The sequence below is a fragment of the Halobaculum saliterrae genome, assembly GCF_009831625.1.
GTDB lineage: Archaea > Halobacteriota > Halobacteria > Halobacteriales > Haloferacaceae > Halobaculum > Halobaculum saliterrae.
This window is the reverse complement of record NZ_WUUS01000003.1, coordinates 214,616-231,621: the sequence shown is the minus strand read 5'-3', so window position 1 is coordinate 231,621 and position 17,006 is coordinate 214,616. Positions and strand designations below refer to the sequence as shown.

Annotated in this window: 14 protein-coding genes and 1 tRNA gene; 6 read left to right on the top strand and 9 right to left on the bottom strand. The window is 70.9% G+C overall.

Translation table 11 applies throughout. From position 1 onward, the window contains the following. Window positions 1–194 precede the first annotated feature (194 nt). A tRNA-Lys gene (locus GRX01_RS05955) sits at window positions 195–268 on the bottom strand. Between the two features lie 108 nt (window positions 269–376). Here GRX01_RS05955 and GRX01_RS05950 point away from each other — a divergent pair. Next, window positions 377–1,843, top strand: a complete 1,467-nt coding sequence (locus tag GRX01_RS05950; RefSeq protein ID WP_159664480.1) for a DHH family phosphoesterase — start codon at window positions 377–379, stop codon at window positions 1,841–1,843. Between the two features lie 460 nt (window positions 1,844–2,303). Here the strand turns inward: GRX01_RS05950 and GRX01_RS05945 are convergent, their stop codons facing one another. From GRX01_RS05945 to GRX01_RS05930, 4 genes are all read right to left on the bottom strand, one after another. Then, window positions 2,304–2,903: a DUF7125 family protein gene (locus tag GRX01_RS05945; RefSeq protein ID WP_159664478.1), complete on the bottom strand. Its 600-nt coding sequence runs from the start codon at window positions 2,901–2,903 to the stop codon at window positions 2,304–2,306. Next, a complete protein-coding gene (locus GRX01_RS05940; protein WP_159664458.1) occupies window positions 2,904–3,197 on the bottom strand; it encodes a PRC-barrel domain-containing protein in 294 nt (97 codons plus the stop codon). Window positions 3,198–3,396: 199 nt separating this feature from the next. After that, window positions 3,397–5,637, bottom strand: a complete 2,241-nt coding sequence (locus GRX01_RS05935; protein WP_159664456.1) for an LUD domain-containing protein — start codon at window positions 5,635–5,637, stop codon at window positions 3,397–3,399. Beyond that, window positions 5,630–6,196 carry an LUD domain-containing protein gene (locus tag GRX01_RS05930; protein ID WP_159664454.1) on the bottom strand — a complete coding sequence of 189 codons (567 nt, stop codon included), beginning with the start codon at window positions 6,194–6,196 and terminating at the stop codon, window positions 5,630–5,632. Before GRX01_RS05930 ends, GRX01_RS05935 begins: the two co-directional genes overlap by 8 nt. 180 nt (window positions 6,197–6,376) lie before the next feature. On the opposite strand from GRX01_RS05930, the gene GRX01_RS05925 reads away from it, so the two are divergent. Both GRX01_RS05925 and GRX01_RS05920 read left to right on the top strand, forming a co-directional pair. Continuing rightward, window positions 6,377–9,445: an FAD-binding and (Fe-S)-binding domain-containing protein gene (locus tag GRX01_RS05925; protein ID WP_159664452.1), complete on the top strand. Its 3,069-nt coding sequence runs from the start codon at window positions 6,377–6,379 to the stop codon at window positions 9,443–9,445. Window positions 9,446–9,521: 76 nt separating this feature from the next. Then, complete coding sequence (locus GRX01_RS05920; protein ID WP_159664450.1) at window positions 9,522–9,722, top strand: hypothetical protein; 201 nt, start codon at window positions 9,522–9,524, stop codon at window positions 9,720–9,722. A 58-nt stretch (window positions 9,723–9,780) separates the two neighbouring features. On the opposite strand, the gene GRX01_RS05915 is transcribed toward GRX01_RS05920, so the two are convergent. From GRX01_RS05915 to GRX01_RS05900, 4 genes are all read right to left on the bottom strand, one after another. After that, on the bottom strand, window positions 9,781–10,110 hold the full coding sequence (locus GRX01_RS05915) for a HalOD1 output domain-containing protein (protein WP_159664448.1): 330 nt from the start codon (window positions 10,108–10,110) through the stop codon (window positions 9,781–9,783). 194 nt (window positions 10,111–10,304) lie between these two features. Then, a complete protein-coding gene (locus GRX01_RS05910) occupies window positions 10,305–11,516 on the bottom strand; it encodes a pyridoxal phosphate-dependent aminotransferase (RefSeq protein ID WP_159664446.1) in 1,212 nt (403 codons plus the stop codon). A 36-nt stretch (window positions 11,517–11,552) separates the two neighbouring features. Beyond that, window positions 11,553–12,026 carry a GIY-YIG nuclease family protein gene (locus GRX01_RS05905; RefSeq protein ID WP_159664444.1) on the bottom strand — a complete coding sequence of 158 codons (474 nt, stop codon included), beginning with the start codon at window positions 12,024–12,026 and terminating at the stop codon, window positions 11,553–11,555. Continuing rightward, window positions 12,023–12,535 (bottom strand): methylated-DNA--[protein]-cysteine S-methyltransferase, encoded by a 513-nt coding sequence (locus tag GRX01_RS05900; RefSeq protein WP_159664442.1) that lies wholly within the window; start codon window positions 12,533–12,535, stop codon window positions 12,023–12,025. The genes GRX01_RS05905 and GRX01_RS05900 overlap by 4 nt, the downstream gene beginning before the upstream one ends. Window positions 12,536–12,654: 119 nt before the next feature. On the opposite strand from GRX01_RS05900, the gene GRX01_RS05895 reads away from it, so the two are divergent. From GRX01_RS05895 to GRX01_RS05885, 3 genes are all read left to right on the top strand, one after another. Further along, window positions 12,655–13,074 (top strand): restriction endonuclease, encoded by a 420-nt coding sequence (locus GRX01_RS05895; protein WP_159664440.1) that lies wholly within the window; start codon window positions 12,655–12,657, stop codon window positions 13,072–13,074. Between the two features lie 71 nt (window positions 13,075–13,145). Next, on the top strand, window positions 13,146–15,554 hold the full coding sequence (locus GRX01_RS05890) for a DEAD/DEAH box helicase (RefSeq protein WP_321167929.1): 2,409 nt from the start codon (window positions 13,146–13,148) through the stop codon (window positions 15,552–15,554). 157 nt (window positions 15,555–15,711) lie between these two features. Then, a complete protein-coding gene (locus tag GRX01_RS05885; protein ID WP_159664438.1) occupies window positions 15,712–17,001 on the top strand; it encodes an ABC transporter substrate-binding protein in 1,290 nt (429 codons plus the stop codon). Window positions 17,002–17,006 lie beyond the last annotated feature (5 nt).

Genomic DNA, 17,006 nt, shown 5'->3' with positions numbered 1-17,006 from the left:
CGAACGAGTTCCGCCGGCCTTCGCGTCGCGAGAGTCCGGGCTTGGAGGGACTTGGACCACGGTCGGACGTGCTCGCTCGCTCCGTTCGCTGCGCGCGACTCCCTGCCTCAACTCTCTCGGACGACCGAGAGTCGGCGCGGTTCCTCGAACGGTTCGCTCCGCTCACCGTTCTCGTCACAGTGCGCCTCGAAAAGCGGGCTTGGAGGGAGTTGAACCCCCGACCGACGGATTAAGAGTCCGTCGCTCTCCCTGACTGAGCTACAAGCCCTTGCGTCTCACGAATGCGAGGGTACGCTAAAAGGCCTTCCGTTTCACCGACGGCGGCGGAGAGGCGAACATCACCGCTTAAGTGTCGTCCGTCCGGATTTCGCTCCACATGAGTACCGGCGTCACCGTCTCGTCGATGTCGACGTACGCCATTCTCGGCTGCGGGAGCGTCGGCCACGCGGTCGCCGACGCGTTGACCCTCGAGGAGAAGGACGTGCTGATCCTCGACAAGGACGAGGCCCGCGTCGAGGCCCTGCGCGATCAGGACCTGAACGCCCAGCAGCAGGACATCTCCGAGGACGACGTCGTCGAGGCGGTCGCCGACCGCGACGTGATCCTCATCCTCTCGTCGGACGTCGACGCCAACAAGGACGCCGTGCGGGCCATCCGCGACCGCGGCGGCGACCAGTACGTCGTCGTCCGCGCGTCCGACCCCGTCAGTGAGGACGAACTCGCCGACCTCGGCGCGGACGTCGTGATCAACCCCTCGACCGTCATCGCCGACTCCGCGCTCCGGTCGCTCGAGTCCGGCGAACTGGAGTACAAGGCCAGACAGCTCGCGGACATCCTCCGCGGGACCACCGGGACGCTCGCGGTGCTGGCTCACGACAACCCGGACCCCGACTCCATCGCCGCCGCGGTCGCGCTCGCGGCGATCGCCGCCGAGTACGGCGTCGAGGCGGACATCCTCTACGACGGCGAGATCGGCCACCAGGAGAACCGTGCGTTCGTCAACACGCTCGGGATCGACCTCCTCGCACGCGACGAGGCACAGCCGCTCTCGGAGTACGGCGCGCTCGCGCTCGTCGACTACGCGGAAACCGGCGGCAAGGAGATCGACGCCGACGTGGACGTGTACATCGACCACGACGAACCCGAGGCGGTCATCGACGCCGCGTTCACCGACATCCGCAAGAACGTCTCGGCGACCTCGACGATCCTCACGAAGTACCTCCAGGAGTTCGACCTCTCGCCGAACGAGACGGTCGCGACCGCGCTGTTGTACGGCATCCGCGCGGAGACGGTCGACTTCAAGCGCGACACCACGCCCGCGGACCTGACGGCCGCGGCGTACCTCCATCCGTTCGCCAACCACGACACCCTCGAGGACGTCGAGTCCCCGAGCATGAGCCCCGAGACGCTGGACGTGCTCGCGGAGGCGATCCAGAACCGCGAGGTCCACGGCAGCCATCTCATCTCCAACGCCGGCTTCGTCCGCGACCGGGAGGCGCTCGCGCAGGCGGCCCAGCAGTTGCTCAACCTCGAGGGGATCACCACCTCCGCCGTCTTCGGTATCGTCGACGACACCATCACCCTGGCGGCGCGCTCGAAGGACATCCGGATCAACATCGGAAACGTCCTTCGCGACGGCTTCTCCGACGTCGGCGAGGCGGTCGGCCACGCGAAACAGGGCACCGCCGAGATCCCCCTCGGACTGTTCACGGGGATCGAGACGACCGAGTCGAACCGCGACACGCTGCTCGCGCTCTCGGAGGAGGCAGTCCGGAAGAAGCTGTTCGACGCGATGGGGGTCGAGAGCGGGTCCGGATCGAGCGAGTCGTCCAACGGCACGTAGCGACCCGACCCGACCGCAGACAGTTCGAGCCGCCACCGTTCTCGCCGTCCCCGCCGTCCCTCGGACATCGTTCAGTCGATCGACTACACGCCAGTGGTCCATCGACGGTCCGTCGGCGATCGATCCCGCCGTCGCCGGTGGCGGCAGAAGTGATTTATACGGTGTGTCACATAGTACCACATGAGAGGTGGTCGCCATCGAACGAGGACACACGAACGGTTCGAGCGTGACGGCGACGACCGGCCGAAAACCGGACCCGCGGGTCCGACCCCGCAGCACAGCCCGCCCGGCGAACAGGTAGCCGGGTCGGAACCACCGCACAGCCGATCGATCACAGTACGGGCGACTCACCGGTATCGTGGACCCGACCACCGCGGCACCGTGTCGCGGTCCCCCGCGTTCTCGACGGACCCTGCCGACAGCGCCGTCGCCGTGGCGAGCGAGCGCGGTCGATCACCGCTCAGGCGATGTCCCTGCTCGTGTCGACGGAGACGCCGTCGGTGAGTTTCAGCTTCAGGGGTTCATCGAGCGCGGTGCCTCCGCGGACCTTCGTGACGTACAGTCGGTTCTCGATCGACAGCGTGGTCGTCCGCACGTCCAGCACCCAGACGCCGTCGACCCGAGCGAGCGCTCGCGTCCGGCCGGCCGGGTCGGTCGCCGGCTCCGGACAGTGGAGGAAGCCCGCGGCGTCGGCGTCGCCGACGGCGGTCTCGGCCGCCTCGAGTATCCGACGGAGGTCGTCCGGCGCCAACTCCTCGAGCCCGAGCGTCGGGGTCACGACGAGCGTCCCGCCGTCCGGCAGCGCGGCGAACGTCTCCGCGGGAGCCGCCGCCAGCGACGCCGGGTCGCGCTCGACCACTGCCGCCCCGTCGGGATAGCGCTCGGCGACCGCCGAGGCTGGACGGTTCAGCGAGACGACGAGGGTGTCGCTCGGATCGGCGGCCGCCTCGAGGAGGAGCTCGGCGCTCGATCCCACCGGGGCGACCAACGCGGTCAGCGACCCGACGGGGACCCCGCCGCCGAGGCGTCGGTCGAGCGCGTCGATCCCGGTGGCGTGCACCTACGCGACCGCCTCCTCGCTCGTCTCGTCCTTGAGGCGCTCGATGGTGTCGTTGATGAGGATCACGTCGCCGACGGCGCGCACCCAGCGATACGGGATCATCACGCCCTTCCCGGACTCGACCCGGCTCGCGAACAGTTCGTCGCTGAGCTGTACCAGCGCGAGTCCGGTGACCGCCTGCGCGTCCAGGTCGAGGCGGACGTCCTCGACTTCCCCCACGAACACGCCGTTGTTGGAGTAGACCTCCCTCCCCACGAGAGACGTGATCTCCTGCGGCGCCGCGTCTGCGTTCATGTCCCGGGAATCGGTGGGGCGGGTCTTAAAATCGTTCCTCGCGGGGTTACACACGTCAGACACAGGGCGGACGCCTCCGACGGGAGAGAACTCACGCCCGGTGGACGGTGGGGCTGAGGCCCCGTGGATGGCGAGAACTGGCCCCCATGGACGGTGGGACGGACGTCGCCCGCGATACCGGCCCGACCCGGTCCGACGACTACCCGTCGGCGGGCGCGATCGCCTCGATCGGGTGCTCGGCGGGCGACCCGAGCAGGGCGTCCAGTTGTTCGCCGCAGGAGGTGCCGGAGGCGAGCACGCGGTCGGCGTCGCCGAACTGCTCGACGAGCGGCTCGCCCACGTCCATCGACAGCTCGTAGTACTGGGACTTGTAGCCGAAGCTCCCCGCCATGCCGCAACACTCCGTCTCTGAGGTCGTCACCTCGTAGCCGAGCCGCTCCAGCACGGCGACCGTGTGTGCCTCCAGATCCAGCGTCCGCTGCTGGCAGTGAGCGTGGTACGCCACGGGCTCGCCGTCGCCCGCCGCCAGCCCCCCGGGGTCCGCGCCGTTCTCCAGCAGGCCGAACACGTACTCCAGCACCTCGTAGCACCCGTCGGCGACCCGTTCGGCGTCGTCAGCGGGGAGGAGGCGCTCGTACTCGCGCTCGAACGCCGCCAGGTCGCTTGGTTCGATCACGACCACGTCGCGGCCGGCGTCGATCTCCGGCAGGAGCGCGTCGCGACAGCGCTCGGCCTTCTCGCGGGCCGTCTCGACCATCCCCTGCGACAGCGGCGCGCGCCCGCTCGCGGCCGCCGCGGACTCGGGAACGCGTACCCGAACGCCGAGCGCTTCGAGCGTTCTGACGGCGGCCCTCCCGCGGTCGACGGCGACGTGGTTCGTGTACACGTCGGGGTAGACGACGGCCTCCCGGCGCGCCATCGACTCGCTCACGCGGGGGCCGCCCCGCGCCGCGAACCAGTCGACGAGCGTCTCGCGCTCGAACGTCGGCAGGTCGCGCTCGGGGGCGATCCCGAGCCAGCGATCCATCGCCGCGCGGACCGGGCCGAGGCCCGCCCCCCAGTTCGACAGCGGCGCCGTCGCGCTCCCCAGCCTCGCCAGCGTCTCGAAGTTCCCGAACAGGCGCTTCGTGGGGTCGAGTCCCGCGGGCTCCTCGTCGGGCGTCAACCCGTCGACGAGGAAGTCGAGGTCTCCCGGGTCGCCGGAGCGGTTGATGCGGTCGCGGACGACGGTGTTGATCCACGGGATGTCGATCTCCACGGGACATGCCGGAACACAGCGCGAACAGCCCGTGCAGAGGTCGTTGAACTCGGCGGCCGTGTCGAGTCCCTCGATGCCGGCCTCCCAGCCGGTCGCGATGCCGCCGGAGTACGTCTCCCCGCCGAAGGCGTGGCCGCCGACGGACTGGAAGTTGCCGCAGGAGTTCGAACACGCGCCACAGCGGATGCAGTACAGCGTCTCGCGGAGGTCGTCGTCCTCGCGCATGTCGAGCCGGCCGTTGTCGACGAGCACGAGGTGGAACTCCCGGTCCGGGTGGGGCTCGGTCGCGCCGTCGCCGGCGACCCTTCCGGGATCGGCCACCGCGGAGTCCGGATCCGAGAAGTCGACCGGCGGCGACGCCACCGGCGGCGTGAACAGCGACACGTACGAGGTGATGTCCTGCCCCGTCCCGGATCGGGCGATCAGCTCGACGAACGGCGCGAGGTCCTCGATCGTCGGGATCACCTTCTCCACGCCGGAGACGGCGACGTGGGTGTCGGGGACGACCGCGGTTTTGCGGGCGTTGCCCTCGCTGGTCACGAGCGCCATCGTCCCGGAGTCGGCGGTCAGGAAGTTCGCGCCCGTGACGCCCACGTCCGCCTCGCGAACGTCTTCGAGCAGTTTCTCGCGGGCGAACGCGGTGAGCTCCTCGGCCGTCTCGAGCGGTTCCTCGGGGTCGAACCGCTCGTTGAACAGCTCCGCGATCCCCTCGCGGGACTTGTGGATCGCGGGGCCGATGATGTGGCTCGGGTCCTCCTCCGCCAACTGGATCACCCACTCCCCGAGGTCCGTCTCGGTGACGCGGGCGCCGTCGGCCTCCAGCGCCTCGTTCAGGTCCAGCTCCTCGGTCGTCATCGACTTGCTCTTGACGACGTTGCCGCCGTCGACCACCTCCCGGACGTACTCGTTGGCGTCCGCGGCGTCGTCGGCGACGTACAGGTGACCGCCGCGCGCCTCTACCGACTCGCGGAGGTCGTCGATCAGCTCGGGGAGCCGCTCGATGGCGTCCTCCTTGATCGCCCGGGCCTCCGACTTCAGCGACTCGTAGTCCCCGAGCTCCCCGGTCGACTCGTACCGCCCGCGGTTGAACCCGCGGGTGTTCTCGGCGACGGCGTCGCCCTCGGTGTCGAGCAGGTGGCGGATCCGTGCGGCCGTCTCGGCGCGGGAGTCGGACTTACTCATCGGTCGCACCCCCCGTCGCGGGGTCGCCGTCGCCGGCGACGGACTCGCCACCCCCCGCCGACTCCACCAGAACGACGTCCACCTCGCGCGGGCCGTGCGCGCCGATCACCAGTTCGCCCATGTCGGCGGTCGCGGAGGGGCCGGTCGCGAGCACCGCGCTCGCACCGTCGCGCAGGCGGTCCCCCAGCCGGCCGATCGCCTCGCGCATCCCGGGCACCACGTCCTCGGTACGCACCACCACGACGTGGCGCTCGGGGAACAGCGAGACCGCCTCGCTTCCCGCGGCGTCCGACTCCAGCACGACGGTCCCGTAGTCGGCGACGGCGAGCGATCCCGCCGTGACGCCCGTCGCCGCCGCGTCGAGATCGGCCGGAGTCGGGTCCGTGCCGACCGTGTCGGGGAGGTCGATCCCCCACGCGTCCGGGAGCGGAACGCCCACGGCGGGCGCGTCGACGAGATCTGCGATCGTCGACGTGGCCTCGTCGGGCGCGACGCGGTGGACGCTCGCGTGGTGGCGCTCGACGGCGTCGACGAACGTCGAGAGTGTGTCTGCGGTCATAGCAGGGCGTTGTGAACGCCGGTGCTTGTGTGTTGCGTTGGCACGGACCGAGCGAGCGAGATCGAACTGTCCGCGGTCGAACTGTCCGCGGACGGACGGTCGCCGCCGCGACCACCGCGCCGCGCGCCGATCGCTTCCCCGCGGGCTTATGTGACTCCCACGCACACCTTCGTCCATCCGATGTCTTCCGATCTCCCGTCCCCGCCCGACGGCGGGCCGGACCTGAGCGACGCGGACTACGACTACGCCTCCGAGGACGTGGCCCGACCCGGGCTCGTCGCCGACCTGGAGGGCCTCGTCGAGGGCGACGTTCGCTTCGACACCTACTCCCGACAGCTGTACGCGACCGACGCGTCGGCGTATCAACAGACGCCCATCGGCGTGGTCCTTCCGCGCTCCACCGACGACGTCGCCGCGGTGATGGAGTACTGCGCGGAGCGGGAGATCCCCGTGCTCCCGCGCGGGGGCGGCACGTCGCTGGCGGGGCAGACAGTGAACGAGGCGGTCGTCCTCGACTTCACGCGGTACATGGACGGGATCCGCGACCTCGACCCCGGCGCGCGCGAGGCGACCGTCGACGCCGGCTGCATCGTCGAGGAGCTCAACGAGGCCGCGGGCCCCCACGGTCTGAAGTTCGCGCCGGACCCGGCGTGGCGCGACAAGTCCGCGATCGGCGGGGCGATCGGCAACAACTCCACCGGGTCGCACTCGCTGAAGTACGGCAAGGCCGACGCGTACGTCGAGTCCTGCGAGGTCGTCCTCGCGGACGGGTCCGTCGAGACGTTCGGCGAGGTCGAGGTGGCGACGATGCGCGAGGAGGCCGACCCCGAGGGGGAACTGCTCGAACGGATCTACGCGGAACTCGTCCGGGTCATCGACGAGGAGGGCGACGAGGTGACCGCGCGCTACCCGGACATGAAGCGCAACGTCTCCGGGTACAACCTCGACGTGCTCGTCGAGGAGGCGCGGGGCGAGTGGGCCGGCGACGCGCCGGAGGCCGGCGGCGGCACCGGCGAGGCGGGGACGGTGAACCTCGCGCGGCTCATGTGTGGGAGCGAGGGGACGCTCGGGATCGTCACCGAGGCGACCGTCTCGCTGGTCGACGTGCCCGAGACGAAGGCGGTCGCGATGCTCACCTACGACTCGCTGCTCGACGCGATGGCGGACGTGGCCCGGATCCTCGAACACGACCCCGCCGCCGTCGAGGTGATGGACGACACCTTCCTCGACCTCGCCCGCGAGACGGCGGAGTTCGGCGACGTGGTCGGGCTGTTGCCCGAGGGTACCGACTCGACGCTGCTCGTGGAGTTCTACGCCGAGAGCGACGAAGAGGGGCGACAGAAGGTCGCCGATCTGGTCGCCGATCGCTGTCCCGGAAGCGACACCGAAGTCGCCGCAACTGCCGACGGCGTCGACGCGGGCGACGAGGTGTTCGCCACGCACGCGCTGGAGGCGCACGACCCCGAGCGGCGCGCGACGTTCTGGAAGATGCGCAAGGCGGGGATGCCGATCCTCCTCAGCCGGACCTCCGACGCCAAGCACATCTCGTTCATCGAGGACTGCGCGGTGCCGCCGGAGCACCTCGCGGAGTACGCCGCCGACTTCCAGGCGCTGCTGGAGGAGGTCGGGACGTTCGCGTCCTTCTACGCCCACGCCGGTCCCGGGGTGCTCCACATCCGACCGCTCGTCGACACGAAGACCGTCGACGGCCTCGACCAGTTCGAGCGCATCGCCGACGGCGCCTCGGATCTCGTCGTGAAGTACGGCGGCAGCGTCTCCGGGGAGCACGGGGACGGCCGCGCCAGAACTCAGTGGAACCGGAAGCTGTACGGCGACGACCTCTGGTCGACCTTCCGGGACCTCAAGACCGCGTTCGACCCCGACTGGCTGTTGAACCCCGGAAACGTCTGCGGCGACCACAGCCTCACCGAGCACCTCCGGTTCGACCCGGAGTACGCCTTCGACGCCGGCTTCGAGCCGGAATTGAACTGGGACAACGAGAACGGCTTCCAGGGGATGGCGGAGCTGTGTCACGGCTGCGGCGGCTGTCGCGGCGAGCAGTCGACGACCGGCGGCGTGATGTGTCCCACCTTCCGCGCGGCCGACGAGGAGATCCAGAGCACTCGCGGCCGGGCGAACCTCCTCAGGGGGGCGATGTCGGGCGACCTGCCCGCGGACCCGTTCTCCGAGGAGTTCACGAGCGAGGTGATGGACCTGTGCGTCGGCTGCAAGGGCTGCAAGCGGAACTGCCCCAGCGGCGTCGACATGGCGAAGCTGAAGGCGGAGGTCGTGCACGAGCGTCACGAGCGCGAGGGAGCGAGCCTCCGCGACCGGCTGTTCGCGAACGTCAACCTCGTCTCGCGGGTCGGCTCGGCGCTCGCGCCCGTGTCGAACTGGGCGACGAGGCTCCCCGGTTCGGGGTTCCTCGGGGAGAAACTGCTCGGCATCGCCGCCGAGCGCGACCTCCCACGGTTCCATCGGACGACGCTGCGCGAGTGGTACGACGACCGCGGCGGTCCCGCGGTCGCCGAGGCCGAGGCAGAGCGCGTCGCCGTGCTCGTTCCCGACACGTACACCAACTACAACCACCCCGACGCCGGGAAGGCGGCGGTCCGGATGTTGGAGGCGGCGGGCGTGCGCGTCGAACTCGCGGACGTGGAGGACACCGGCCGGCCGGCACACAGCATGGGCTTCCTCGACGCGGCCCGAGAGCGAACCGCCGCGGCGGTCGAGGACCTCGCGCCCCGCATCGCGGACGGGCGCGACGTGGTCGTCGTCGAACCAAGCGAGGCGGTGATGCTCCAGTCGGATCTGCTCGACCTCCACGACTCGGCGGCCGCCGAGACGGTCGCCGCCAACAGCTACGGCGTGCTGGAGTACGTCGACGCCTTCCGTCTCGACGAGGGGATGGAGCTCGACGGCTCCGGGTCGCTCACGTACCACGGGCACTGCCATCAGAAGGCGACGAAGAAGGACCACCACGCGGTCGGCGTGCTCCGTCGCGCCGGCTACGAGGTCGACCCGCTGGACTCCACGTGTTGCGGGATGGCCGGCAGCTTCGGCTACGAGGCGGAACACCACTCGATGAGCGAATCGATCGCGTCGATCCTGTTCGACCAGGTCGACGACAGCCCCGGCGAGACGGTCACCGCGCCGGGCGCCTCGTGCCGGACGCAACTCGCGGAGCGCGACGGCGCCGACGGCGATCCGCCGCACCCCGTCGAGAAGGTGGCCGAGGCGCTCCGCTGAGTCCCGGCCGGGGTGACGCGCCCGAGTCGGGCCGTCGCCGCGATACCGTTATCAGGGGTCGACCCAAGCCGACGGTATGAACCGACGCATCGCCCTCCCGCTGTTCGGCTTTCTCACCGTCCTCGCCGCGCTGTACGTCACGGGGGCGCTCGACGGCGTCCCGTTCGCGGACCGCGCCGTGGGGTTCCTCCTCGGGCTGTTCGCGGTGCTCGCGATGGTCGCGGGTTACTCGTTCGGGCGCGAATACCGCGGCGACGACGAGGAAACGGCGGAGTGAGAGGGGATCCCCCACGGAGTACGGCGGCTCACGGCGTCGACGGGACACCGCGACTCGCTCAGAATCGGTTCGGGAAGACGCGGCCGTCGACGACGACCGTGCCGTCGCCCTCGACTGCGACCTCGTGGTCGCCGACGGGGAACTCCAGCCGCCAGTCGGTCCCGTCGTGGCGCGCGAGCGACGCGAGCGCGTCGGCGTCGACAGCCCGCTGAAGGGTCGCGTTCAGTTTCAGCGGGTCGACGTCGTCCACCGCCGCGACTGCACCGACGACCGCCGAGATGGGGGAGTCGTCCACGATCGCGTCGGCAGAGGGTTCGTCGGCGGGCGTCGGGTCGGTCGCCCCGGTGGCATCGGTTCGCGCGTCCTCGAGCAGTGGTGTCCGTCTCATTGTGGGGTCGTGGTCGGGATCGCCTGCGAGGGATGCGTGGCGGGTGGACTGTCCACCGTGCCCCGGATCCGCCCCGGACGATCCCGTTGAGACAATTCGTTGACTTGTGTGTACAAAAACATGCGTCAGACGTTCGCATGACGATGCGGAAGGGAAGCCGAGGAGCCGACCCTCACACCGGTCGTCGTCGCGGGCTACAACCCGTCGAGCACCCGTCCGAACGCCTCGAGCGCCGCCTCGCAGTCGTCGGGCGCCCGGCCCAGCGAGACGCGGACCCCCTCGCGCATCCCGAAGAACCGGCCGGGGACGACGAGGACGCCGGCGTCCCACGCGGCCTCGCTCACCGCGTCGCCGTCGGCGCGTTCGTGTTCCAGATACGCGAAGGGCGACCCGGGCTCGACGGACCCGCCGAGGTCGTCGCGGTCCGCGAGGAACCCGGCGAGCAGCTCGTGGTTCCGGCGGCAGTGGTCGCGGGCGTCGGCGACGAGGTCGTCGAGGTCGGCGAACAGGCGCCGCGCGAGCGCGACGCTCGGCGCGGCGAGCGCGGGAACGTGGTGCTCCACCAGCCGCGCGCGCTCGATGAACGCCTCGGGGCCGGTTATCCAGCCGACGCGGAGCCCGCCCAGTCCGTGGAACTTCGTGAGCGACCCGACGGTGACTGTCGCCGGCAACCCGGCGCCCGTCGGCCCGCCGAAGGCGTCGCCGGGGGCGTCGTCACTGCCGCGTACGTCGCCGCCAACGATCGCATCGTTGCCGCCAGTCCCGCCCGTGTACGGCGCGTACACCTCGTCGACGAGCAGGTAACCGCCGTGGTCGGCCGCGACCTCGGCCGTCGCCGCGAGGGTCGCGCGGTCGACCAGGGCGCCCGTCGGGTTGTGCCGATTCGTCACCGTGACGTGTGCGAGCGGTCCCGCGAGGTCGCGAGCGGCCGTCGCGACACGTTCGGGGTCGAGGCCGTGTTCGGGACCGGGCCGGCGGAAGCGCGCGACTCGGGTGCCGACGCCGCGCGGCGTCTCGACCAACGGCTCGTAGCCGGGCATCTCGACCAGCGCACACGGCCGTGGTCCGTTGCCCCCGACGGCGTCGGCGGGGGTCTGGCCGTCGTCGCGGGGCGCATCGTCGTGGTGCTCCCGGGCGAGTGCCGCGGCCGCGGCGCACGCGAGGAAGCCGCCGTGGGTCGCGCCGGCGGTGAGCAGCACGTTGGCCTCGCCGACGCCGTACTCGTCGGCGACGTCCTCGCGCAGCGATCGGCCGTCGCTCGGCGCGGAGCGCCCGCGGAGTCGGGGCGGTACGGGGTCGTCGGGGTCGCCGTCGGGCGGCCGCCGGAGATCGCTGGAGCCGAGGTCGTGCTCGGCGGCGGCCGGACGCCCCTCGATCCACTGCAGGTACGCGAGCGGCGGGAACATACCGCCGGGTTCGGGGCCGCGCCCAAAAGCGCTCCGTCAGCGCGCGTTCGGTTCGCACGACTCCCGAGCCCCGTCGTCCCCTCGGATCTCGTCGTACGCCGTCGACACCGCCGCCTCCGCGGCGGCGACCCCGTCGAACCGCGCGAGGTGGGACGTGCAGTCGCAGTCGGAGGCGCCGAATCCGTCGACCGGGTCGCCGTCGGCGGCCGCCGCCGCGAGCGTCCGCGCGATGCGGCACTCCTCGTCGCGGCCGCCGCCGAGGCGCTCGACGGTCGACAGCGACACGTCTCGGTGGCCGCCCAGGTAGTCGACGTGCCAGTGACGGACGTCGTGCTCGCCGGCGGCGACCCGACGGTGGCGATCGATCCGCGAGAACCCGCCGGAGCCGAGCGCGCTGCCTGTGTAGGCGTACCCGCCCGCCGGGACCTTGTGGACGTCGAGCGCGCCCACCTCGACGACGATCGGCTCCGGAACCGCGAACACCAGCGTGTAGGTGCCCGCGTCGCTCATCGGTTCTCTCCGCAGTCCTCGTCGGGACCGCTGCCCTCGGTCCCGTCGCGGTCGCCGCCGGCCTCGTCGAGCGTGACCTGCACGGAGTCGCTGCGCTCGTGTTCGAGCAGCCGTCGCTTGAGTTCGGGCCCGCCCTCCGCCGAGAAGCCGCCGAGCCCCTCGGCGGCGACGACGCGGTGACACGGGACGATCAGTGGGACCGGGTTGCGGCCGCAGGCGGCGCCGACCGACTGGGGCGCGCTGTCGAGGTCCTCGGCGATGTCGCCGTAGGTCCGCGTCTCGCCGTACGGGATCGTCGCCATCGCGCCCATCACCCGGCCGGTGAAGCCGTCGGGATATCGGACGGAGAGATCGAAGGCGGTCCGGCTTCCTTCGCGGTACTCGCGCGCCTGCCGCCGGATCTCGTCGGCCGCGGCGTCGACGGACGACGCGTCGAGCGTGAGCCGCCCGCCGGGAACCGCGAGCGTCACCGGGTCGTCGTAGGCCGCTCGCTTCGCCGTCGGGTCCATACCGGCCGTGACGGGGGAGCCGTATTCAACCCGGCGGCGATCGGGCACGACCACCGGCGGATCGTCGGCGTCGGACGGGACCGATGCGGTTTTTGACCGAGGCGGTCGTACCGCGACGTATGCGCCATCCGGCCGACAGGCTCGCCGCGCTTCCGGACGGGAAGTTCGCCGCCTTTGCCGAGCGGTTGGGAGGGATCTGGCCGGAGTTCGAGGCGGCCGCCTCCCCCGCGACCCCCGACGGAACCGTCGAGGTGTCGCTCACCCGCGACCGGCCGGAGGGCCCGCCCGAACGGGCCGTCGTCAGCCTCCGCCGCGAGCCCGTGACCGCCGCCGACGTGGACGAGTTCGCGGCGTTCGCGGACGAGCGGGACCTCACCTTTGCGGTGCTCGCGACGGTCGACGAGGTCGACCCGGACGCGACCCGACGCGCTCGCGCCGGGCCGGTCGACGTGTACGACGGCGTCGGGCTCGTCTCGCTGGCCCGCGACGCCGACGTCACGCTTCCGGCGGCGGACGGCGACGACCGCGAGCACGAGTGACCCGAGCGACCGCTGCCGAACCGCGGATCGACCGCAACCGGTAAGCACGCCAGTCCCCACGCACGATCACCGTGGACGACACCGTCGAGTGGCTCCGCTCTCGGCCCTACTACGAGGGACAGATCGCCGACCGGCGGACCCTTCCCGGTCGCGAGGCGTCCCTCGCCGACGTGGACCTGGAGCCGCGGCTCGCGAGCGCGCTCGCCGACGAGGGGATCGAGTCGCTGTACGAGCATCAGGCGCGCGCCGTCGAGGCGGTTCGCGACGGCGACGACGTGGTGCTCGCGACGCGCACCGCCAGCGGCAAGTCGCTCGCGTACACCGTCCCCGCCTTCGAGCGCGCGATGGACCACGGCGGCCGGACGCTGTATCTCGCGCCGCAGAACGCGCTCATCGCCGATCAGGCGGAGACCCTCTCGGATCTGGCACACGGACTCGGCTTCGGCTCCCGCGTCTCCGTCGACCAGTACACCGGCCGCCTGTCGAAGTCGGAGAAGCGCGACGTGCGTGACCGCCAGCCGACCGTGCTCCTCTCGAACCCCGACATGCTCCACTACGGGCTGCTCCCGTGGGCGTACAAGCACTGGGAGTGGTTCTTCGGGTCGCTGGAGACGGTCGTCATCGACGAGGTGCACGGCTATCGCGGCGTCTTCGGGAGCCACGTTTCGCTCGTGCTGCGCCGGCTGAACCGGATCTGCGAGCGGTACGGAGCCGACCCGCAGTTCGTCTGCTGTTCGGCGACCATCGGCAACCCCGTCGAGCACGCCGCGCGCGTGACGGCCCGGCCCGAGTCGACCTTCACGCTCGTCGACGAGGACGCCTCCGCTCGCGGGCCGCGCCACTGGCTGCTGTGGAACCCGCCGGAGTACGAGGGCCGGCAGGCCGACCAGCAGTCCGGGCGGCGACGGTCGAGCCACACCGAGACGAAGCGGATCTTCTGTGACCTCGTACAGGAGGGGTACCAGACGCTCGTGTTCACGCGGGCGCGCCAGACCGCCGAGCGGTACGCGAGCGACTCCGCGAAGGAACTTCGACAGCGCGGTGAACACGGGATCGCGGGACGGATCGAGGCGTACCAGGCGAGCCTGACGGACGATCGCCGCCGAGAGATCGAGGCCGGACTCCACTCGGGGGACGTGGCCGGCGTGTGGTCGACCAACGCGCTCGAACTCGGCGTCGACGTGGGCGGCCTCGACGCGGTGATCCTCGACGGCTACCCCGGCACCCGGATGTCGGCGTTCCAGCAGGCGGGTCGCGCCGGCCGGGGCACCGACGACGCGCTCGTCGTCATGGTCGGCGGCGAGGACCAACTCGATCAGTACCTCATGGCGAACCCGGACGACCTGTTCGAGGGCGACCCCGAGCGCGCGATGGTGGACCCCGAGAACGGCGAGTTGCAGCCGGGGCACGTCGCCAGCGCGGCCGACGAGAACTGGCTCCGCCCCGAGGACGAGTCCCACTTCGGCGACGGCTTCGCCTCGGTGGTCGAGTCGCTGGAGGAGGACGGCACGCTCGAACGGATGGACACCTCCCGCGGCGTTCGCTGGACGTACGACGGCCCGGGGAGCGCCCAGCACTCGATGAGCCTCCGGACGATCGACGACCGCGAGGTCGACCTCATGGACGCTCGCAACGACGACGTGATCGCGTCGCTGTCGTTCGCGGACGCCCTGCGCGACGCGCATCCGGGCGCGGTCTACCACCACCAGGGCCAGACGTACGAGGTGGACGAGCTGGACCTCGACCGCGACGTGGCCCGCCTGCGACCGACGTGGGCGGACTACTACACCCGGGTGCTGACCGACAAGGACGTGACCGTCAACGAAGACCTGCGGTCGCGACCGCTCGACGCGCGCGATGACACCGAGATCCGGTTCGCCGACGTGACCGTCACCGAGCAGATCACGGGGTTCGAGCGCAAGGACGGCACCACGGGCGAGACGATCGGATCGGAGGCGCTGGACCTCCCGGAGACGACGCTGCGGACGCGGGCGCTGTACTACACGGTCCCGGCGGACGTGGAGGGGGAGATGCGGAAGCTGGCGGCCGAGGCCGGACGGGGCGACGCGGGCTTCAACGGCGGCATCCACGCCGCCGAGCACGGCTCCATCTCGCTCATGCCGCTCGACCTCCTGTGTGACCGCGCGGACATCGGCGGCGTCTCGACCCCGTTTCACCCGCACACCGAGCAGTCGACCGTGTTCATCTACGACGGTCACCCCGGCGGCGTGGGCCTGACGCGCGAGTCGTACCGCGACGCCGACCGCCTGCTCGCGCGCACGGCCCGGCTGATCGCCGGCTGCGACTGCGCCGACGGCTGTCCCGCGTGCGTCCAGTCGCCCCACTGCGGCAACGCGAACGAACCGCTCTCGAAGCCGGAGGCGGTCGTCCTGCTGAACGCCCTCGCCGGAACCGACGAGCCGGTCCCCGGTTCGGCCGTCGAGGCGAGGGCGGACGAGGGAGCCACCGAGGGGGGCTGACGCCGCCTCGCGGGCGACCCCCGTTCGGCCCGAATCGCCGGGGTTCAGACTGTACAACGACAGTTGTACCAGACGTTCATTCATAGCGGAGTAAATATCGACAAGTCTTAAGTACTCGCTATGGGTATCGTGAGGTGACTCCACGCACGGAGGAACGATGATGAAGGACACGGAACTCAACCGACGAGACGTACTGAAGAGCGCGGGCGCCCTCGGGGCGGCCGGCATGGCCGGACTGGCGGGCTGTTCCGGTATGGGCGGCGGCGGCGGGGGCGGCGGCCCCGTCGAGGTGCTCCACGGGTGGACCGGCGGCGACGGCGCGACGGCCGCCGAGGCGCTCGAGGAGGCGTTCAACGAGGAGTATCCGGACACGGAACTGGACATGAACCCCATCGGCGGGGGCGGCAACCAGAACCTCGACGCGGTCGTCGCCAACCGGCTGCAGAACGACAACCCGCCGAGCTCGTTCGCGAACTGGCCGGGCCCCAACCTCGCCCGCTACGAGGGCGTGCTCGGCGACATCTCCGACCTCTGGGAGGAGACGGGCTTCACCGACAGTCACGTGCAGGAGGCCGTCGACCTGCACCAGTACAACGGCGCGTTCCGCGCCGTCCCGCTGGGCTCGCACCGCCTGAACTGCCTGTTCTACAACACCTCGGTCGTCGAGGAGGCGGGCGTCGACCCCGACTCGCTGAACAGCGTCTCGGCGCTCGTCGACGCGCTGGAGACGGTCGCCAGCGAGACGGACAAGATCCCGATGACCCACGGCGCGAGCGGCACGTGGACGACGACGCAGCTGTTCGGCGTCACGCTGCTGGGCTCGGCCGGCTACGACGAGTACATGAACTTCGTCGAGGGCAACCCCTCGGAGGACGCCGTCCGGAGCGCCTTCGAGTCGCTCGCGACGATCCTCGAGAACTACATCAACGACGACGCCGCCTCGATCGGGCTGACGGAGTCGAACCAGAACATCATCGAGGGCGAGGCCGCGTTCATCCACCAGGGTAACTGGGCGGCGGGCGCGTACCGAAACGCGGAGGACTTCGAGTACGGGGAGGACTGGGGCTTCAAGACGTTCCCCGGCACCGAGGGCATGTACACCCTCCACTTCGACTCGTTCCTCTACCCGTCGAACAACCCGAGTCCCGAGAGCACGCGAACGTGGCTGGAGTTCGTCGGCGGCGAGGCCGCGCAGGTCGCGTTCAACCAGTACAAGGGCTCGATCCCGACCCGGACGGACGTCGACATGTCCGAGTTCGGGCCGTACCTGCAGGAGACCGCAGAGGACTTCGCGGACGCGGACGAGCGCCCGCCGAACATCCAGCACGGTCTGGGCATCACGGCCGACCAGCGGTCCTCGCTGAACGACGTGATCTCCAGCGAGTTCTCCGGGCCGTACAACGTCGACGCCGCCACGCAGGGCTTCGTCGACGCCGTCTCCAACTGACCGCG